This is a genomic window from Gardnerella sp. KA00127 (assembly GCF_049244125.1).
In the GTDB taxonomy this organism is placed as follows: domain Bacteria; phylum Actinomycetota; class Actinomycetes; order Actinomycetales; family Bifidobacteriaceae; genus Bifidobacterium; species Bifidobacterium swidsinskii.
On sequence record NZ_CP058377.1, the window covers coordinates 1,015,829 to 1,037,918 of the forward strand.

The 22,090-nt window shown below is 39.8% G+C and carries 14 protein-coding genes and 1 tRNA gene; 4 read left to right on the forward strand and 11 right to left on the reverse strand.

The genetic code is table 11. The features are described 5' to 3' along the window. Positions 1-322: 322 nt before the first annotated feature. From HXT48_RS03980 to HXT48_RS03990, 3 genes are all read left to right on the forward strand, one after another. Entirely contained in the window at positions 323-2,800 is a 2,478-nt protein-coding gene (locus HXT48_RS03980) for a phosphoketolase (RefSeq protein ID WP_041160490.1), read from the forward strand. Positions 2,801-3,087: 287 nt separating this feature from the next. Further along, entirely contained in the window at positions 3,088-4,794 is a 1,707-nt protein-coding gene (gene pta / locus HXT48_RS03985; protein ID WP_064621522.1) for a phosphate acetyltransferase, read from the forward strand. A 150-nt stretch (positions 4,795-4,944) separates the two neighbouring features. Then, a complete protein-coding gene (locus HXT48_RS03990) occupies positions 4,945-6,174 on the forward strand; it encodes an acetate/propionate family kinase (RefSeq protein WP_174182806.1) in 1,230 nt (409 codons plus the stop codon). 80 nt (positions 6,175-6,254) lie between these two features. On the opposite strand, the gene aroA is transcribed toward HXT48_RS03990, so the two are convergent. Next, complete coding sequence (aroA, locus tag HXT48_RS03995) at positions 6,255-7,616, reverse strand: 3-phosphoshikimate 1-carboxyvinyltransferase (protein ID WP_102155255.1); 1,362 nt, start codon at positions 7,614-7,616, stop codon at positions 6,255-6,257. Positions 7,617-7,698: 82 nt separating this feature from the next. After that, positions 7,699-7,772: transfer RNA gene (locus HXT48_RS04000), tRNA-Pro, on the reverse strand. Between the two features lie 184 nt (positions 7,773-7,956). Between HXT48_RS04000 and HXT48_RS04005 the strand changes: the two genes are divergently transcribed. Then, positions 7,957-9,060, forward strand: a complete 1,104-nt coding sequence (locus HXT48_RS04005; protein WP_102155257.1) for an ABC transporter permease — start codon at positions 7,957-7,959, stop codon at positions 9,058-9,060. Positions 9,061-9,167: 107 nt separating this feature from the next. On the opposite strand, the gene glgX is transcribed toward HXT48_RS04005, so the two are convergent. The 9 genes from glgX to HXT48_RS04050 all read right to left on the reverse strand — a co-directional run bounded on the left by glgX (position 9,168) and on the right by HXT48_RS04050 (position 21,880). Then, positions 9,168-11,297: a glycogen debranching protein GlgX gene (glgX, locus tag HXT48_RS04010; protein WP_012914065.1), complete on the reverse strand. Its 2,130-nt coding sequence runs from the start codon at positions 11,295-11,297 to the stop codon at positions 9,168-9,170. An 81-nt stretch (positions 11,298-11,378) separates the two neighbouring features. Further along, positions 11,379-12,263 (reverse strand): Nif3-like dinuclear metal center hexameric protein, encoded by an 885-nt coding sequence (locus HXT48_RS04015; RefSeq protein WP_004106979.1) that lies wholly within the window; start codon positions 12,261-12,263, stop codon positions 11,379-11,381. A gap of 21 nt (positions 12,264-12,284) precedes the next feature. Further along, entirely contained in the window at positions 12,285-15,362 is a 3,078-nt protein-coding gene (polA, locus tag HXT48_RS04020) for a DNA polymerase I (protein ID WP_421792986.1), read from the reverse strand. A 78-nt stretch (positions 15,363-15,440) separates the two neighbouring features. Next, positions 15,441-16,229 carry an ANTAR domain-containing response regulator gene (locus tag HXT48_RS04025; RefSeq protein ID WP_049762317.1) on the reverse strand — a complete coding sequence of 263 codons (789 nt, stop codon included), beginning with the start codon at positions 16,227-16,229 and terminating at the stop codon, positions 15,441-15,443. A gap of 232 nt (positions 16,230-16,461) precedes the next feature. Continuing rightward, positions 16,462-17,547, reverse strand: a complete 1,086-nt coding sequence (gene menA / locus HXT48_RS04030; protein ID WP_012914061.1) for a 1,4-dihydroxy-2-naphthoate octaprenyltransferase — start codon at positions 17,545-17,547, stop codon at positions 16,462-16,464. A gap of 62 nt (positions 17,548-17,609) precedes the next feature. Then, on the reverse strand, positions 17,610-18,383 hold the full coding sequence (locus HXT48_RS04035) for an energy-coupling factor transporter transmembrane component T family protein (protein WP_116431772.1): 774 nt from the start codon (positions 18,381-18,383) through the stop codon (positions 17,610-17,612). 59 nt (positions 18,384-18,442) lie between these two features. Beyond that, complete coding sequence (locus tag HXT48_RS04040) at positions 18,443-20,326, reverse strand: ABC transporter ATP-binding protein (protein ID WP_103013977.1); 1,884 nt, start codon at positions 20,324-20,326, stop codon at positions 18,443-18,445. 202 nt (positions 20,327-20,528) lie between these two features. Continuing rightward, positions 20,529-21,110, reverse strand: a complete 582-nt coding sequence (locus tag HXT48_RS04045; protein WP_012914058.1) for a tryptophan transporter — start codon at positions 21,108-21,110, stop codon at positions 20,529-20,531. Between the two features lie 143 nt (positions 21,111-21,253). Beyond that, positions 21,254-21,880, reverse strand: a complete 627-nt coding sequence (locus HXT48_RS04050; RefSeq protein ID WP_415693397.1) for a hypothetical protein — start codon at positions 21,878-21,880, stop codon at positions 21,254-21,256. Between the last annotated feature and the right edge of the window lie 210 nt (positions 21,881-22,090).

Sequence of the window (22,090 nt, forward strand, 5' to 3'; positions counted from 1 at the left end):
CGAAAATTAAACACAAAAGTTACACGTACAGTCTAACACTGCAAATAACGTTGGCAGATTTTTGTGCGAAACGCTTAACTATAAAGTATAAAATGAACATTAAATATAACATAATCTATACAAATGGCTCATTTTTTACGCACATAATCACACATTTTTTCAACACAAATGCACGAAGAAGTAACCAAACGAACAAAAGTCAGACGTTGGCACTATACTGAAACGGATGGAAAAAGAGCTGTAATACATTTGTTTTCCAGTCTCTATAACCAAATGGTAATGATCAAATTGCACTGAAAAGTGCTTGAGTACAGGAGTACACATGACGAGTCCTGTTATTGGCACACCTTGGAAGAAGCTCAACGCTCCAGTTTCCGAGGCAGCTATCGAAGGCGTAGACAAGTACTGGCGCGTTGCCAACTATCTTGCAATTGGCCAAATTTATCTTCGCAGCAACCCTCTAATGAAGGAGCCGTTCACTCGCGAAGACGTTAAGCATCGTCTGGTGGGCCACTGGGGCACCACTCCAGGTCTTAACTTCCTTATCGGCCACATCAATCGTTTTATCGCTGATCACCAGCAGAACACCGTGATTATCATGGGTCCGGGTCACGGCGGCCCAGCTGGTACTGCTCAGTCTTACCTCGACGGTACTTACACTGAGTACTATCCAAAGATTACAAAGGACGAAGCTGGTTTGCAGAAGTTCTTCCGCCAGTTCTCTTACCCGGGCGGTATTCCTTCTCACTTCGCTCCTGAAACCCCAGGCTCCATCCACGAAGGTGGCGAGCTTGGTTATGCACTCTCCCACGCTTACGGCGCTGTTATGAACAACCCAAGCTTGTTCGTTCCAGCAATCGTTGGCGATGGTGAAGCTGAGACCGGTCCTTTGGCTACCGGTTGGCAGTCCAACAAGCTTGTGAACCCACGTACCGATGGTATCGTGCTTCCAATCTTGCACTTGAATGGCTATAAGATCGCTAACCCAACAATTCTTTCCCGTATTTCCGATGAAGAGCTTCATGAGTTCTTCCATGGCATGGGTTACGAACCATACGAGTTCGTTGCTGGCTTCGACGATGAGGATCATATGTCCATCCACCGTCGCTTCGCTGACATGTTCGAAACTATCTTCGATGAAATTTGCGATATTAAGGCTGAGGCTCAAACTAACGATGTAACTCGTCCTTACTACCCAATGATTATCTTCCGCACTCCAAAGGGTTGGACTTGCCCGAAGTTCATCGATGGCAAGAAGACCGAAGGTTCTTGGCGTGCACACCAGGTGCCACTGGCATCTGCTCGCGATACCGAAGCTCACTTCGAGGTTTTGAAGAACTGGATGAAGTCCTACAAGCCTGAAGAGCTCTTCGATGAAAAGGGCGCTGTGAAGGAAGACGTTCTTTCCTTCATGCCAAAGGGCGAACTCCGTATTGGCGAAAATCCAAACGCCAACGGTGGTCGTATTCGTGAAGATTTGAAGCTTCCAAAACTCGATGATTACGAAGTCAAGGAAGTTAAGGAATTCGGTCACGGCTGGGGTCAGCTCGAAGCTACCCGTCGCCTTGGTGTTTACACTCGTGACATCATCAAGAACAACCCAGATTCCTTCCGTATCTTCGGCCCAGATGAGACCGCTTCCAACCGTTTGCAGGCTGCTTACGAAGTAACCAACAAGCAGTGGGATGCTGGCTATCTCTCCGGCTTAGTCGATGAGCACATGGCTGTTACCGGCCAGGTCACCGAGCAGCTTTCCGAGCACCAGATGGAAGGCTTCCTCGAGGGTTACTTGCTCACCGGCCGTCACGGCATCTGGAGCTCTTACGAGTCCTTCGTACACGTTATCGACTCCATGTTGAACCAGCACGCAAAGTGGCTTGAGGCTACCGTTCGCGAGATTCCATGGCGTAAGCCAATCTCCTCCGTGAACTTGTTGGTATCCTCTCACGTATGGCGTCAGGATCACAACGGCTTCTCGCACCAGGATCCAGGCGTAACCTCCGTGCTCTTGAACAAGACCTTCAACAACGATCATGTAATCGGCATCTACTTCCCAGTAGATTCCAACATGTTGCTCGCTGTTGCTGAAAAGGCTTACAAGTCCACCAACATGATTAACGCAATCTTCGCTGGTAAGCAGCCAGCCGCCACTTGGTTGACTCTCGACGAAGCTCGCGAAGAGCTCGAGAAGGGTGCTGCAGAGTGGAAGTGGGCTTCCAATGCTAAGAACAATGACGAAGTTCAGGTTGTTCTCGCTGGTGTTGGCGATGTTCCACAGCAGGAATTGATGGCAGCTGCCGACAAGTTGAACAAGCTTGGCGTTAAGTTCAAGGTTGTTAACGTTGTTGACTTGCTCAAGTTGCAGTCCGCTAAGGAAAACAACGAAGCTTTGACTGACGAAGAGTTCACTGAGCTCTTCACTGCTGACAAGCCAGTCCTCTTCGCTTATCACTCCTATGCACATGACGTTCGCGGCTTGATTTACGATCGTCCAAACCACGACAACTTCAACGTTCATGGCTACAAGGAGCAGGGCTCCACCACAACGCCATACGATATGGTTCGCGTGAATGACATGGATCGTTACGAGCTTACCGCTGAAGCATTGCGCATGGTTGACGCAGCTAAGTATGCCGACGAAATCAAGGAGCTCGAGGACTTCCGTCTCGAAGCCTTCCAGTATGCAGTCGACAAGGGTCTTGATCACCCAGACTACACCGATTGGGTATGGCCAGGCGTTAAGACCGACAAGCCAGGTGCTGTCACCGCTACCGCTGCAACCGCAGGCGATAACGAGTAGTTTTAAGCTGATAAAGCTAAAACTGGTTAGCTAAAACATTTCGGGAGTCAATCAAAAGGTTGGCTCCCGTTTTGTGTATTAAAACAAAAAAGCTTCATCTATTAAAAACAAACAATGCAATAAAACTAGTTATATGCAAAATAAATTACATTTATAATTACTATTTTGTGCGTGTACAACATAGATAAGCCGTACAATAGAAAAAGTTTGTTTATATTGCAAAATGCAAAACTTACATTAACAATATAAACCTAGCAGTAACACGAAGTATCAAAGGAGAACGCATCGTGTCGCGTATTAATGTAACAATTATCGGCAACGAAGATATGTACGGCAGAAATGCTGTTGCATTCGGAATAACACATATTCTGTCTAATAACTACAGCACTACTGTTTTTCGTCCATGCGCTCAACCAAATGACACTTTTACTAAACAACTTTTGGGTATCGCAAATACTTCAACGAAATTAGAGCAAGTTATTGCAACAACTCCAGAAATAGTTAGAACAAATAAAGACACAGTGCGAGGAGATATCGTTGCGCGCTATAACGAATTATTGCAATCCACCTCTGCTCAAGCTTCTATTATTGTTTCTAGTGACGCAAACCCAGCATATGATCCAGAACTATTTTCTTTCGACGCAACTGTTGCAGCTGACTTGGCATCACCTGTTTTTCTCACAGTTTCAGCTCAAGGCAGAAACTCGCAACAAATTTTACAAACTATAGATTCTGCAAATGCTTGCGTTCTTAAATCATGCACACAAGTTTTAGGAGTATTTGTTACAAACTGCGATCCAGAACTTGGAGCTGAGTTAATGCGTGACTATAGCTCTAGGAATTATGCAAACTCAAACGACGAAGCATCTCGAGTAAGCCAAACTCCATTATGGGTTTTGCCACCAATAGATGAAGAAACTAAGAATTCTTCATTAGAAACATTCGTAAATTGCGTTCGAGAAAATGATGTTCTTAATGCTCTTCACCAACCATTTAAAGTTCCAACTACACCTTATGCTTTCCAATACAGTTTATTAGGAAAAGCAAAAGAAAATAAGAAAACTATAGTTCTTCCAGAAGGAGAAGAAGATCGTATTCTTAAAGCAGCAAACTACTTGCTAGAACGTGATATTGTAAATCTAATTATCATTGGAGAACGCGAATCTATTCTTGCTCGAGCAGAAGAACTAAATCTCAATTCTCTTTGCAAGGCTAGTTTCCAATCTATGCACGATGAGGCAATGCTAAGCCATATGATTACAAAACTTTGCGAATTAAGAGCAAAGAAAGGAATGACAGAAAAGCAAGCGCGTGAACAATTAACAGATGCAAGCTACTTCGGCACCATGCTAGTAGTACTAGGTCAAGCAGACGGTCTTGTTTCTGGTTCAGTTAATTCAACCGCTAACACTGTACGTCCTGCTCTTCAAGTTATCAAAACTAAGCCTGGTTCTAAGCTGGTTTCTGGAGCATTTCTTATGTGCTTCAAAGATCACGTATCTGTATTTGCAGATTGTGCAATCAACCCAAATCCTAGTGCAGAACAGCTTGCTGATATTGCTATTCAGTCTGCACACACTGCTGAGACTTTCGGACTCAACCCTAAAGTTGGAATGCTATCCTATTCAACGCTTGGTTCAGGAAAAGGGCCAGATGTTGATACTGTAGAGGAAGCAACACGCATTGCGAAAGAAAAAGCACCTGATTTAGCAATTGTTGGATCTATACAGTTTGATGCAGCATGGTCTCCTACAGTTGCTGCAGCAAAAGCAAAAAATAATAGTATTGCTGGTCATGTGAATGTATTTGTATTCCCTGATTTATGCGCAGGAAATATCGCTTATAAAGCCGTGCAACGCTCTAGCGGAGCACTGGCTGTTGGTCCAATTTTGCAAGGATTAAATAAGCCTGTAAATGATTTGTCTAGAGGAGCTTTAGTACAAGATATTATTAATACCGTTGCTTTAACCGCGTTAGAAGCACAATCAGAATAAACATAATAAAGCTCCTAAAACAGCACCACAGTGCATACACGATTTTTAGGTATTGCATTGCACTCAATATCTTTAAGTTTGTAGGAACTTAACGCTAAACTAGAGCGTGGCAATTTATAAGCCTTATCAATACTTATGGAGGATGCCCACATGGCAAAAACCGTTCTTGTTATCAATTCTGGTTCCAGTTCGATTAAGTATCAACTCGTTGACTTGGAAAGCGGTGAAGGTATCGCTTCCGGCATCGTTGAGAAGATTAGCGAGCCAGTTGACGGACACTACAAGCACGTATTCAATAGCGAAAAGCATGAGTTCGATGAGCCAGTTCACGACCACGAGCAGGGCTTGAAGCGCGTACTTGGATTCTTCGAAGAATATGGTCCAAAGCTTTCAGAGTCTGGCATTGTTGCTGTCGGTCACCGCGTTGTTCAGGGTGGCTTAACATTCCCTAAGCCTGCATTAGTCAATGAAAAGACAATCAATAAGGTTAAGGATTTGGCAGTTTTGGCTCCACTTCACAACGGCCCAGAAGCTGTTGGCGCTGAAGTCATGACTGAACTTTTGCCAGATGTTCCGCAGATTATGGTATTCGATTCTTCCTTCTTCCATGCTTTGCCACAGGTTGCAGCAACTTATGCTTTGAATAAGGAAATTGCAGACCGCTATCATATTCGTCGTTATGGTGCTCACGGCACTTCTCACGAATACATTGGCTCTGTTGTTCCAAGCGTTGTAGGTAAGCCTGCAGAAGGTTTGAAGCAGATTGTTTTGCACATTGGTAACGGTGCTTCTGCTTCTGCTCAGATTTCTGGTAAGCCAGTTGAAACTTCTATGGGCTTAACTCCACTCGAAGGCTTAATGATGGGCGGTCGCACTGGCGATATTGACCCAGCTGTAGTGTTCCACCTTATTCGCAACGCTCACATGAACGTGGACGAACTTGACACTCTCTTCAACAAGCGTTCCGGCATGATGGGCATGACTGGTCACGGCGATTTGCGTGATATTCACAAGCTCATCGCAGAAGGCGATGAAAACGCTAAGCTCGCTCTCGGCGTATACGTGCACCGCATTGTTGGATACATTGGCAACTACACTGCTCAAATGGGCGGCGTTGACGTCATTACCTTCACAGCTGGTGTTGGCGAAAACGACGAAATCGTGCGCGCTCGCGTATGCGAAAAGCTTGAGCCATTCGGCGTTAAGCTCGATAAGGAAAAGAATTTGGTTCGTTCTAAGGAGCCACGCGTTATTTCCACTCCAGACAGCTCTGTGATTATTGCTGTAATTCCAACGAACGAAGAGTTGGCTATCGCACGCAAGGCTGCAGCTATTGCTGAAGCTGGCGAAGATAGCTACGGCAACAAGTTCAAGCACTAAATTGTTTGCGCTTAACTGCGTAGAACAAACAAATAAATAGATATAAATAATCCCGGGTCAAAAAGGCTCGGGATTATTTATTATTCAAGCATTTTATGCCACATTCCTGGAAAATCAGGAATCGTTTTGCGAGTAGTAGAAATATTTTTGATTCTTATATTTTCTATGCGCAATCCAAGCATTGCAGCAAAAGTTGCCATTCTGTGATCCGCATAAGTTTCCATTACTTCCCCATGCATATGGTTACTTGGCTCAATACGAATTCCATCTTCGAGCTCTTTAGCGCCAATCCCAACTCGATTCAATTCATTAACTAACGCTTGCAAACGATTCGTTTCATGCCCTCTCAAATGCGCGATACCATGAAGTTCACTTGGACCGTCCGCAAAAGCAAGAATAGCTGCAATACTAGGAGCAATCTCCCCTGCTGCACTCAAATCAAGATATGGAATTGCTTTAATCGCACTATCGCTTTCCACATGCATTATTCCAGCATCATCACCTGTTTTTTCAAAATTAACTTTTGCACACATTTTTTCTAATATTCCAGGAAGCAATCCTCCAGGTTGAGTTGAAGAAAACGGCCAATTAGGCATACTGACACTTCCTCCAGCAATCAATGATGCTCCTAAAAATGGCGCAGCATTAGAAAGATCAGGCTCTATAGTAACAACGTTAGCTAGATTTATTTTACTCTCTTTAACATGCCACATTGCGTTGCTAGTCATATTTACAGACCCACCCGCTTTGCAAATATCGTCCATAGTCATGCGAATATGTGGCATACTTGGCAATGTGTCACCAATATGTTTAAGCTCTAATCCACCAGGAATACGTGAACCAATCAGAAGCAGCGCAGAAATAAATTGTGATGATGAAGAAGAATCAATTTGCACGATTTTTTCAGAAAAATTATTTATTTTAAATTCGACTGAAGGTGGCGTAATAGTAAAAGGTAAAAACCCTTCTTCTTCGTGATATTTTACGCGAGCACCAAGCTGCTCTAAACCGTCAAGAACTGGCTTCATAGGACGAGCATAAGCTTGCTTATCGCCATCAAATCGCACAGCTTTATTTGCAAATAAAGCTAATGCTGCAACGAAACGCATTACAGTTCCAGCTAAACCGCAATACACTTCAGCATTATCTGAAACCCTAAAAACTCCGTCTTCTGGAGGAATTACACGAAGCTTAGTTCCATCTTCATTTAATGACTCACATCTAACGCCAAATGTAGATAAAGCGTTAATCATAAGATCCGTGTCGCGCGAGCGCAATAATCCTTGTAAAACTACTGATTTTGTGCCCAAAGCTGCCAAAATTAAATAACGATTCGACAAAGATTTACTGCCAGGAACCTCAATATAAGCTTTTAATTGATGATTAGCATACGGTGCTTTCCAAGGAGTAGTGCAATCTGCAATATCGTTAATATCACTCATACTATGAATACTATCGATTAACATGTACTGCTAAATAAGAATAAAAAAGCAAAAATACGCATATTTCATTAGATATAAAAAGTCGGGGTGACAGGATTCGAACCTGCGACATCCTGCTCCCAAAGCAGGCGCGCTACCAAACTGCGCTACACCCCGAGACTTTTGAACTGATTACCAGTTCCAAGCACAATCAATTACAATAGCGCACTTTGCAGACAAATGCAAATTACGACACACGTATTATGAAAATTTTTTCTTCATTACAAAATTCAACTAGCAAAACTCATTACTAGCTACCAAACGATACAATAGAATTAGTTTGAAGAAAAAGGGGCTAAGTATGGGACGCTTCCAGCGAACAGAGGCAATGGGCTTAATATCATTCATAGTTTGCGCAGCTTGTGGAATGATTATTATGAGAATGTATATGGTAACAATGCCAGCGTTTTGGCAAATTAGTCAGCGACTATTCCTTACAGCTTCAACTATTGTGTCTTTGTGCAGCGTAGGCGCTTTTATTGTTGGATACTTGCGTACAAATAAAAAAGTTATCAGCCATCACTTAATTCGAGTAGCTAAGCATGCGTTTGAAATAACAGCACTTTCTACGATTTACGGCGCGACAATGTTTCTTATGTCTTTTGCTTTGCTATCTATTATTAATAGTATTATTGGCAGAGCAGCAATGAACAGTTATTTACCAGTATTATGCTCAGCATTATCTGGAATTGTTGGATACGCAACTCTTATTCAGGCTGAACTTCTCGAAGCTAAAACAGTGGCTTCTCTCCTGCCATTATTCGTTATTTCTGGAGCTGCAACTGCAGGTCTTACGACAGATGATCCGTACTGGTATAACAATAATTTCTCTCAACTTGGAGACCGCACAACATTTGCAGCTAGTATGTTTAATGCAACACTTGTTTTGTCAGGAATTTGCATTATCATAACGAGCTACTTTGCTATTACTGAATTCGTTGCAACGCAGCATGAAATGCTGCAACACAATAGCCAAAAACTAATTAAACACTTCAAGATGCGCACAACTGTTATGGCAGCTTTGCTGATTCTTGGAGGAATATCGTTTATTGGAATAGGAACTTTTAGATACACACCACATCCTTTCTTACATGATTTGTGTGCTCGAGGAGTAACAGGATTAATTTGCACAATGCTTGTATGTCTTCCATGGCTTGCGCCTAAGCTTTCTCGCACATTCTATATTGCTTCCGATTTAGCGGTTATTCTTACTGCGTGGGCAGGAAATCAGTGGATACATGGAAATAATACTCTTACAAATGTTGAAGCATTATCGTGTCTGCTATTTCTTGGATGGATTATTGTATTTTCACGACAAGTTGCGGCTATGCAAAGCGATCGTATTCAATCAAAAATAAATCAAGCTTTAGTATTAAATAGAAGCTCAAAAGCACAAATAGAATAAGAACAAAAAGATAAATTAAACTAACAAAAGCAGCGTAGAAACTTAAATTTCTGCGCTGCTTTTAGTTTTTACAAGTCACGAAATTCTTTACAAATAAAGCATAATATTTAATGTTCTGGTTTATGCTCACTCATAAGAAGCAAGAAACTACGAGATTGTGCAACAATATTAAATCCTGCCTCATATAACAATTCTGGACCCTTTGGATTATATGTGTCCACAATCAACTTCCACTTCTCACCATAACGTTTATCTGGCAAAGTAAAAGTAATAGGTTCATAATGCGCATTAAAAATAAGAATAAAGTCATTATCAACCATTCTTGTTCCATACCAGTCAGTTTCTGGAATATCCGAACCATTCAAATAAATCATCACAGATAAAGCATGAGTATTTGACCAGTCCTCCATATCCATAACAGTACCGTTATGATCAAGCCATTCAACTTGTGGAATATCGCTTACATCATCTCCAGCAGAACGACCCGTAAAGAAACGACGACGATGCAACACAGGGTGCTTTAATCGCAAGTGAATAAGCTTGGAAACGAAATCGAACATATCTCGTTGAGTTTCGTTATAATCCCAGCTTATCCACGAAATAGCGTTATCTTGACAATAAGCATTGTTATTGCCCTTCTGCGTACGCATGACTTCATCACCAGCGCATATCATAGGAATACCCTGGCTCATCAAAAGAGTTGAGAACAAATTACGTATTTGACGTTCACGCAATTCATTAACATCGTGAATATTAGTAGGTCCTTCAACACCGCAATTCCACGAACGATTGTCGTTCGCACCATCGCAATTGCCTTCCTTATTAGCTTCATTATGCTTTTCGTTATAGCTAACTAAATCGTTCATAGTGAAGCCATCGTGAGCTGTAATAAAGTTCACGGAGGCTACAGGCTTTCGTCCATTTTGCTCATATAAATCTGAGCTACCCATAAGTCTACTGGCAAATTCAGGTAATGTAGATGGTTGTGAACGCCAAAAGTCGCGGACACAATCGCGATATCTTCCATTCCATTCGGACCAACTTGGAGGGAATCCACCAACTTGATATCCACCAACACCAATATCCCAAGGCTCAGCGATAAGTTTTACACTTGAAATAATAGGATCCTGCTCAATAATGTCAAAGAATGCAGAAAGTTTATCTACTTCTTGGAACTGACGCGCAAGAGTTGCTGCTAAATCGAAACGGAAGCCATCAACATGCATTTCAGTTACCCAATAACGCAAACTATCTGTGATTAACCGCAATGCTTTTGGAGAACGCATAAGTAAGGAATTACCAGTACCGGTAGTATCAAAATAATGACGCTGGTCATTATCTACAAGGCGATAATATGCGCGATTATCAATACCACGGAAACTCAAAGTAGGACCACGATCATTGCCTTCAGCAGTGTGATTGTAAACCACGTCTAGAATAACTTCCATACCTGCAGCATGATATGCCTTAACCATTGATTTAAATTCGTTAACTTGCTCTCCGCGCTGACCAGAACTGGAGTAAGAATTTTGAGGAGCGAAGAAACCAATAGTGTTGTATCCCCAGTAGTTACTTAATCCTTTATTTTGCAAGAAAGAATCGTTTACAAACTGATGAATAGGCATCAATTCTATTGCAGTAACACCAAGCTTCCTTAAATAAGAAATAACGCTTGGATGTGCAAGTCCAGCATAAGTGCCTCTAATATCTGGAGGAACACGTTTATCAAGATTAGTCATTCCACGAACATGAGCTTCGTAAATAACGGAATCATGATACGGAATCATAGGGTGCTGATCATTACCCCAATCAAAATACGGATTAATAACTGCAGCCTTCATCGTATGATCCGCAGAATCTAAAGTATTCATTGCTGAAATATCATCTGGATTATCAAACCAATACGAGAAAAGACTCTCATCACCGTCTATATTTCCTTCAATCGCCTTGGCATATGGGTCAAGCAACAACTTATGAGGATTACACCATAAACCATGAGAAGGATCATAAGGTCCGTGAACACGATAACCATAACGCTGACCAGGCTGTATGCCTGAAACATAGTTATGCCACACGTATGAGTTCTGCTCAGTCATATCAATACGTGTTTCGTTATCATGCTCATCAAATAAACATAATTCAACGCGCTTTGCAACTTCGGAAAACAGCGCAAAATTCACGCCAGCGCCATCATAGTTTGCGCCAAGCGGATACATGGAACCTGGTCGTATATGCATAATATAAGTATCTCATATATTCGAGTAGTTTTCACGTCATGTTGACGTTATTTAAAAAAAGATTGAATTTAAATGAAAGCCTCAATTAATAACGTAATTCCATGGATCGCAAGCTTCACCTAACCAAGCAACTTCTGGACGCTCTCCATACATTTCTTCTATGCAATCAGCAATATCATTAATCGCATAAGTAAACCACAATGATTCAATAGCACTATGAGAAGTGTTAATAATCATAGGATATGTGTGTTGAATGTAATCTTCACCAGAAGAAAGACGCAGTTTCGATTCATATTTAGCTCGCTCAATTGCATCAAGTGCAGGATGATGACGCAAATCGCTTGTAACATATACGTCAACTTTTTCCTTGCGAACTTCATCTAACAAGCTTTCCCCAGAACCAGGCAAAACAGCTACTGTACTAACTTTCGCATCAAGATTTCCAGCAACTTGAACACCAACTTTTGTATGAGGAAGAACGTTAAAAACATTTTGCGCAAAATCACGCAATGATATTGGCACATCCAAAACACCAATTCTGCCTAAGCCAATGTTACGTCCAGCAGAATCAATCTGTTTAGAAACAACAATTGGACGCAAATTATGAAGACCAAAATACTCTGCCGCAGCATGAGCAACTCCGCGCCACGCGACATCTGCATTAGTGTGACCAACCCATAGCGCACAATTATTACTAATTAAGCGCTGCACAATTTCGCCACGAACAGTTTCGTTTGAAACTCCATGCACAGCTTTGAAAAATAGCGGATGATGAGTCACTAATAGGTTTGCACCCATTGATAACGCTCGATCAACTGCGCTAATCGTAGGATCACTAACACATACGATTCGCTGAATTTGGGAATTCAAGTCTCCAACAATAAGACCAGGCTCATCCCACTCTTCAGCAAAGCTTAATGGGTACAATGTTTCTATAGCTTCAATTACTTTGCTTAATCTAATCATTTCTTCTACCTTTAAGCAGTGCTAATGCGCTGCTAGTTGCCAATCTACACCAACTCCAGTAGAAACATTAAGAGGAACATCTAAATGCACAGCATTTTCCATAGCTTTACGCACAATATTTTCTACCTGCGCTTGCTCACCATGTGAAATTTCCAGAATCAATTCATCATGTATTTGCAATATTACGCGGCTGCGCACTTTTGCTTCACGCAATCCCAAATCAACACGAAGCATAGCAAGTTTCATAATATCTGCGGCAGTACCTTGTATTGGAGCATTAAGAGCTCCGCGCTCAGCAGCTTCACGAGATGCACGATTATTGGAAGAAAGTTGCGGGAAATACCTACGTCGACCAAACATAGTTTCTGTGTACCCAAGTTCTTTTGCCTTCGACACAAGAGATTCCAAATAGTCATGAACATTGCCAAAAGTATCAAAATACTTATTCTTCAACATTTCAGCTTCAGCCGGACTAATAGAAAGTTGTTTTGCCAACCCATAAGTACTCAATCCATATGCCAATCCATAGCTCATAGCTTTTACGTGAGAACGTTGATCCGGACTTACTTGTTCAACAGGAATCTTATAAACTAAGCTAGCAACATATTTATGAAAATCTACGCCGGAACGGAATGCTTCAATAAGAGTTTTATCATGAGATGCATGGGCCATAATACGAAGCTCAACTTGTGAATAATCACAACTCATTAAATATTCAAATTCTTCTCCTGGAATAAAAGCAGCACGAATTTCACGACCAGCAGCATTCCTATTAGGAATATTTTGAAGATTAGGATCAGCAGAACTTAAACGTCCAGTTGCTGCAATAGTCTGCTCAAAAGTTGTATGGATGCGCCTATCGTCATAATGAGCTGCATCAATTAAACTTTGCACAATCTGTTTCAATTTATTAGTTTCGCGATGTTTAAGTAAAGCACCCAAGAATTGACTTGCAGGCTCTTCGGGATCGAGTTTAACGTACATAGCTTGCAAAGCTTCGGCATTAGTCGTGTACGAGCCATTCTTTGTGCGACGAGTAGGTTTAAGACCAAAATGCTCAAAAAGTATTTGTTGCAACTGCTTAGGGCTTTGTAAATTAACAGAACTACCTGCAACTTTCCAAGCCATATTTTGCGCAAACTCAGCATCTGCAGAAAATTGCTTAAGCATACTACTTAAACGTTGCATATCAACTGCAGCACCGACGTCTTCCATGCCACGCAAAACTCGCGAAATAGGCATTTCCAAATCAGTCATCAAACCAGTTTGTTTCCTATCGTCAAGTGTTGAAGCAAAATGAAGAGCCAAAAGACGAATAAGAAGCGCAGTTTTCAAGAATTTTGCTTCACGTGCTTGAGTTTGCTTTTCATTAGTTTCTTCTTCACTAGATGACACTTCATTGTCAATAAGAAGATCAAGCTCACCTTGCTTAGCTTCATTTTCACCCAAATTATCTTCAACTGACTGAATATCTAAATAATGCTCAGCCATATTTTCTAAAGTCTCAGCTCGAAAATCTGGCTCCAATAAATATGATGCCAATCGAGTATCAAGAAGTGGAGTGCCAAATGAATTATTCGAATCGAATAATTTTAGCGATTTTAGCAATCCCAAATGCTTTTTATAGTCATGCAATACTGTTATTGAGGAATTTTTTTGCAAGAACTTTCGCAACATCTCAAGCAAAGCTTGATCTGACGATTGCAAATCAGTCGTATATAATATTGCAGCTTTATTAGCAATAAGAATTATTAAACAATCTGCAATCAACTCAAAATGATGTTTTGAATTCTTATTGCACTCATGAGCGTATATCACTACTTCTTGATTTTTCAGTATAGGTTCAGCACATTTACGAGAATTATTTATAATTTTTTCGGAATTTAATTCTTCAAAATTCTCTTCCTCAGAACTTACTTGATCGAAAGTATCTTCAGTATTTTTTGAATCTTTCTTTATTTTTGTATAAAGCAAAGAAGAAACTGAATTCTCCCAATCAATAAAGTCCTCTACAGTTTTAACATGATGTAAGTCAATGCCTGCTAGCATTTCTTGAAAATTTTCTGCGTCAATATTTGATTGAGCACTTTGAGCTAGCTTATCGTCATTAGCGTCACCTTCATACGTAGACGAAAACATTATACGCATATTATTTTCGATAGATTGTTGCATACCGTTGCTAAAAGTTTTGAGAATCTTTCTCTTTTTTAATTCGCCAAATTCAAGTTGAGACAGCAAGATTCCTAATTTTGCAGCATCAACATCACCAAAGCACAAATCATCTACAGTTACGCCTAAATCCAAATCGCAAACTAAAGCATTAACTTTACGGTTTAAACGAACTTGATCAATATTTTCTCTTAAAGCTTCTCCCTTTTTACCGCTAATCTCATTCGAATGTTCAATAATATTTTCTAGGCTGCCGAATTGATTAATCCATTTAGCAGCGTACCCATCTCCAACACCTGGAACTCCTGGAATATTATCTGCAGTTTCTCCTCTTAACGCTGCTAAATCAGGATATTGCTTAGGCGTAACATGATATTTTTCATAAACAGCATTCTTATCCATTTCTTTTAAGTCTTTAAAATGCTGTCCTGGATATAAAACAGTAATATTGTCATCTATCAGTTGGAATGCATCACGATCGCCAGAAAGTACTAAAGTTCTATAACCGGCATTCGAACCCATTACTGCAAGAGTGCCAATAACATCATCACCTTCATAACCGGGTTTCTCAATATAAGTGACACCAAGAGCTTTAAGCATCTGTTGAATGATAGGAAGCTGCGAAAGAAGCTCCTGTGGAGCAGCATCACGAGTACCTTTATATTGAGGCAGCATAGTATTTCTAAAAGTTCCACCTTTAACGTCAAAAGCAATAGCTAAGCGGTCAGGCTTCTCTTTTTTTACAACCTGTGAAAGCATAGTAATAAATCCCCAAATGGAATTTGTTGCTTGCCCAGAGCGAGTAGAAAAATTATCCGCAGATATTGCAAAAAAAGCACGGAACGCAAGAGAATGGCCATCAACAACCAACAACGTTCCTTTCTCATTCTTAAGTTCCGAAGAATGTTCTTCAACGATGTCGGTATTCACTGTTGACTACTCACCTGCGTTCCGTAATTACTAATAAATAACTATGCACTTATATAAAAATGAATAAATATAACCCTACTAATTTTCAGATGAAGATTCTACTTTATCATCGCTATACTTTGCAATAATAGCCATTGCAAGACGCTTCTTAGGGATACGCTGATCCATAGAAGTTTTTTGAATCCAGCGGAAAGCACCCTGTTCAGAGAATCCAGCCTTATCCATAAGAAGACCCTTAGCACGATCTACAAGCTTACGTTCTTCTAAAGTATCTTCAGCTTTCTTCAACTTTTCTTCTGTTTTCTTCAACTGATCTTCAGCATCGTGTAACTTGTTTTCTGCACGCTCAACACTATCTAATAAATCGTTGATCTCGCTAAAGCGACCCATAGCAACTTCCAAAGCAGGAAGAAGTTTAGATTCTTCATATGGCTTAGTAACGTACGCCATCGCTCCAGCACCAGTTGCTTGTTTTACTAAATCTGACTGTGAAAAAGCAGTGAGCATTACTACAGGAGCAATATTCTCATCACAGATTGTTGCAGCGGCAGTAATGCCATCCATAACAGGCATCTTAACATCCATACACACAACATCTGGATGATTTTCACGAGTCAACTCAATAGCTTCTTGACCGTTAGCAGCCTGACCTATAACTTGATATCCGTTATCTTCAAGCATTGCAACTAAATCCATGCGATTAACTGATTCATCTTCTGCAACTACTACAGTACGAATATGATTGGCTTTCTTTTCTTTAGCTTCTCGCTGAACAGCTTCATCATCTGCAGCTTTGCGCAGCTCATCATCAGTAAGTACCTCAGGCATTGCCGGCTCTATCCCTTCATTTTCATCCATACCTGGCATATTCAAAACCTCACTTCATTGCCACACATTCACAAGGAAACATCGCCATGCATCTTTAACATGGCGTTCACGCAACGGCACACTCACAAACACTAGCGAAAATTGCGCATCATAACACAATTTGCAAGTCATTAAAATACCGCACGCGCACCATGTTCGTGTCAATTAATAATATCATAAGAATTGCAAGACGCGCGAACAAACACATACAGTTAGCACTATTTTGCTTATTTTATATAATCGCAGATAATAATACAGCCAGCGCACCAAGTATTGCCTGAGCAACGCACATAGGAAAAGCATTCTTATAATCACCTATAAGCACACATTTAGTAAACCTATAGGCTTTAATCACAATGACTAACAATAAAAGCCACTGAAAAGCAGCAAAAAATAAATGCCATGAAGCATTGCATACAATCGCACTAAAACTGAGGAAAACTTCAACACTATAAAATCGCCATATTGACGGCACTGCAGAAGGTAACACAATAATCAAAATAGAATATGCAATCAAAAGAACAGCAGAAACAATGCTCATAGCAGCACATAAACGCCTACCATTGCGCTCACCAATTCTAACCATAGCAGTTATTTTTCCATGCTCTTTATCGCTTTTAATATCTCGAAGATTGTTTACCATCATTAAGCAAGCCGAATAAGCACCAGGAATGCAAGATATTAGCACACACGCCAAAATCCTTTGCCTGTTATTGATAAATATGCTAGTTTCTGGAATACCAATTCCGTATGTAATTGCGCATAACGAACCAATAAAAGGAACAGGACCGAAAAATACAAACGCACTTACTTCTCCCCAACCTTTATAACCGTAAGGATGTTTACCTCCTGCATAAAACCATGCTGCAGCTAAGCACGCAATTCCAAGTAAAATAAACCAATATATTCCAGTTCGCAAAACAATAATCAAACCAAAAATACAAGAAATAAAAGCAGAAATTATTACGGCTTTAAGCACAGATTTCGCGGAAATTCCAGCATTTGCAAGGCGCCAAGATACATCGCACAAAGGTTTTGAATTATTGCTACTTAAAGCACGCAAACTACGATTCTCATCCAAGCCATTTAATCCATCACAATAATCATTGGCATAATTGACGGCGATTTGTATAAACGCAGCAACCATGCAGCACAAGAAAAATTGTATAAAACATTGCTCTAGATGCATAACTGGTTCTTCAAAATACGAAAATCGTATCATTCTAAATGAAACCGCAAACGCCATAACAACAGGAACTAAGCCTATTGGAAGCGTGTAAATTCTTGCACCCTTAAGCCAAATTTTTACACTTTTCATCAAAAGCCTCATAAATTATTTATGATTTATTTATTTATTTATTTATGATTTACACAAATATTTTATACTAAATTTGGCAAAAAGATTGAAGTGCATATTGGTAAAGCAATAATAAGTGCAGAAATAACTAAAGCCAAGAATCCACGCCATCCGAATGGGTATTTGTAATACGAAGACTTGCGTGTGCGCAAATAAAAACCGCGCTCTTCCGCTGCTAGCGCAGAACTATCTGCTTTACGCACTGAAGAAACCAAAAGAGGCACAATAAGAGGCATCATGAGTTTTAATTTTTTAAACGGATTTTTAGTATCATACTCAACACCACGAGCCATTTGAGCTTCTGTGATTTGAGACATTTCGTAAGCAAAAATTGGCACGAAACGCACTGCCGTTGTAATAGTAAAAGCGTAGCAGTATGGCACATGCAAATATTGCACTACAGCATTTGCAAGATCGTTTAATTTAGTTACTGTTAGTACGGTAACAAGAGGAAAAGCAAAGCAGAACAATCTCAAAGCAGCTTTTGCACCAATATCAATGCCGTGCAATGTGAACCACAAGAAAATATAGTTGCCACTTTGAGCAATAACAGTCTGCAGCAAAAACATTACGCAAGAAATTATTAGCATAGCTTTAATAAGACCAGATAATGTTTTAACAACACGAGTAAAAGCCATGCCAATAAAAATAATAGCTGCAAGCGCAATAAGCGCGGAATACTGTTTAGCAATAAACACGCTTATTACAACACTCGTAGCAAGAATTAGTTTTGCAATAGGATTAGTGCGATGAAGAAAAGTGTTACCTGGCTGGTAAGTTAATAATCTCGTTTTCATAAATATCAGACGCCTTTACTTCTACTTTTATTTGCTACTTTTATTTGCTATTGCTTCTGTTAATTCTGCTGATTCTGTACAGTCTGTTTTGTGATTTTTTCGCCGCGCAACGCTTCTACTAATTCTTCGCGCACATACAAGCCATTGCACTTATTAAATCCATGCGCAACCAAGCCTTGAGAAACGGAACACAATAATGGTGGATACAATGCTGCAGCAGAGCACACTTCCGGTTTTTCAAACACATCGTACGCTGAACCATCAATAATAAGCTTTCCATCATTAATTGTTATAAGTCGAGTTGCATAATCAAGCACAACTTCCATATCGTGACAAACCATAATCACGCAACAACCGTTTTTTCTTAAACGCTCTACAACTTGCATAATTCTCATGCATTCCTTGTAATCAAGACCGCAAGTTGGCTCGTCAAGAAGAAGAATCTTAGGATTTGTTACAACTGTTGCAGCTAAAGCAACCATTTGACGCTGGCCACGAGAGAGCATAAACGGGCTAGCTTCAGAATCCAGCTCCAACTCATCAATAATTTCCATTGCGTGAGCTTTAGCTTCGTCCTCATTCTGACCAATCAAAATACAGCTTAAAGTAACTTCTTCAAGTACCGTTTCTTTGCATAATTGTCGGTCAGGATTTTGAAATAAGGTAGATACATATTTTGCTATTTGACTAATACGAAGAGACTTAGTGTCAACGCCATCAATTGTTACGTTGCCTTCTGTTGGTTTTAATAAACCATTAATAATTTTGGTAATAGTTGTTTTGCCAGCACCATTTCTACCAACAAGAGTTACGAGCTCTCCAGCGTAAGCTTCAAAAGACACGTTTTTTAGCGCACTAACGCCACTTTGATACAAAAAACTGACGTTTTTAAGCGAAAGACATGGTGAATCGTTTTTCGATTTATTTTGTGCGTAAGATTGTGTAGAGACTTGCGATTCGTGTGAAAAGTCGCAAGCAAGCGCCGATTTATTTGAATCGCATTCACGATTATCAAATTCACTATGTGAATCAACATGTGAAGTCAAAGATTTTTCACTATTAATCGTATTAACAATAGTATTTACTGTATCTTCTACAGACACAGGCAAATCGCTTTTAGAGCAAATATTCTCACGCTGTAAATCATTAACCAAATGCGTAGTACGCGGATAATTTATTCCAATAGAATAAAGCAAATCCATATTTTTCAACGCTTGGCTAACAGGCAAATCAAGCGACAAAATGCCATTAGAAAGCACAACTAAACGCTTGCAATACTCGCTTAAAAGCGCAACTTTTTGCTCAATTACAACAACCGTTATTCCAAAATTCTTATTCAAATCTTTAAGAATCGAAAAAATCATTTTAGAAGAAACAGGATCTAAAGCGCACGTCGGCTCATCTAACACCATAACTTTAGGCTTTAGCGCAAGAATAGCAGCAATTGCAACCTTCTGCTTTTGACCTCCAGACAAAGTGTCTAAATCACGGTTACGCAAATCACTAATGCCAACAATTTGCAAAGCTTCATCTATTCGACTTGGTATTTCGCTATGCGCAACGCCAAAATTTTCTAAGCCAAAAAGAATCTCATCTTCAACATTTGCGGCAACCATTTGCGCATCAATATCTTGAATAACAGATCCAACCAAGCAAGCAATGTTAGTTAAAGCAAGATTGTTAGTGTCTTGACCCGCAATCTTAACGCTTCCTAAAAGTTCGCCAGAATAATGATGCGGAATCGCGCCAGAAAAAAGCGAAGCAAGAGTTGTTTTTCCAGAGCCAGAAGGACCAATAATTCCCACAAATTCGCCAGATTCTACGCTAAGACTTACATCTTTTAGTGCAAAAGTGGAATCTTGTGCCTCTGAAGAGTCTAAAGAATCATCTTTATTCCGATTCACATACTTAAAAGACACATCTTTTAGCTCAAGCAAAGGCACAATAATTCCTAACTCTTAGAAACCTAACAATTACAATTACTAATGATATCTTACGATTATATTTATTCTGCGATTATATTCTTTGATGATTATATGACTTGCTGCATATTATCCAGCACAAACTATTCAACAAAATCATCAAATACATATTATCCAAAATACATATCATCTAAAATAAATCATCCAAAACAAATTCAAACACTTACTTATGCAGAACGAGTCGAATTGGGGTGTAAAGCACTTCAACAACAACAGCATTAAACACAGCAGTTCCAAAAATGATTGGAAGCATAACAAAAATCGTCTTAGGAGAATGAAGAACAAAGAAAGATGCAGTAGAAGCAAATATTAAACCAGAAACAACTGTAGTTATAAAAGTTGCTATAAGTGGGAAAATACTGAACTTTCTAGCAGCATCCTTAGGGAAAACGCGAACATAAGCCATAATCATCAAAGTCATAACAATCGCTGCCGGAATATCGCAAACATAATTAAGACCAGGAATAGATGCGTTAAATTGCATCAAAGTTGCAGCCAAAGCACCAATAATCGCGCCCTGAATAACATTTGGACGAACAAGCAAGATTGCAAGACAGAATGATGCGATTAAAAAGTTTGGTTTAATGTTTCCAATTGAAAGTGCTTTTGCAGCAGTAAAGTCAAGAATACATCCTGCTGCAAAAAGAACTGCAACCAACACTAAAGACGTAATATCTAAAGCATGCTTTTTAATGCTTACAGCATTAATCATGCTATCTGCATGTTCGCTAATTTCCTGATTCATAATCTTCTCCTTCATAATGCGATAATCAAATTTTAATTATCGACTTTTGATATTTATTTATGCTTACTTACATTCATTTATGTTTGTTTATATTTGTTTGCGTTTATTCAAGTTAATTTATTTACTTATTCTTCAATGTTGTTTTACTTGTGCAAAACAAGTCGAATTGGAGCGTAAAGCACTTCAACAACAACTGCATTAAATACTGCAGTTCCCAAAATAATTGGCAACATAACCATTACCATATTTGGAGAGTGAAGAATAAAGAAAGCTGCAATAAGAGCAAAAATGCAACCGGAAATTACTGTAGTAATGAAAGTAGCAATAAATGGGAATACGCTTACTTTACGAGCTGCATCCTTTGGGAACACGCGAATATAACCAATTAATATTGCAGTCATAATGATTGCAGCTGGAATATCACAAGCATACTCAAGGAACGGAATCGAAGTATTAAATTGAATTAACGTTGCAGCCAAAGCACCAATAATAGCACCCTGGTAAAGCTTCGGCCTAACAAGCAAAATCGACAAGCAGAATGAAGCAATAACAAACTCAGGCTGAATATTTCCAATAGAAAGAGATTTTGCAACAGTAAAGTCAAGAATGCATCCAGCTGCAAAAAGTACTGCGACTAACACCAGTGAAGTAATATCTAATGCGTGATTCTTAACTTTCACATTTTGCATCATTGCAGCTGCAGCATCTGTAGTTGCGTTTGCACCATTGTTATAAGCTTCCTTAACGGTTTCGTTAATTTCTTGAGCCATGATTTCTCTCCTTGTTTAAGCTTCACATTATTTGAATACAAAGCTATCGAATATTTTGTTGTTATTTGTGATTTGTGATTTGGTTATTTTTTAAAATTTAAGCTTATATACAAAAAGACCTCCGGGCTTACCCCGGAGGTCTTTTATAAGCTTTTATACGCAGCTTCTAAAACTTCAGAGTAAACTCACACCAAAGAGAAGACTGCCACC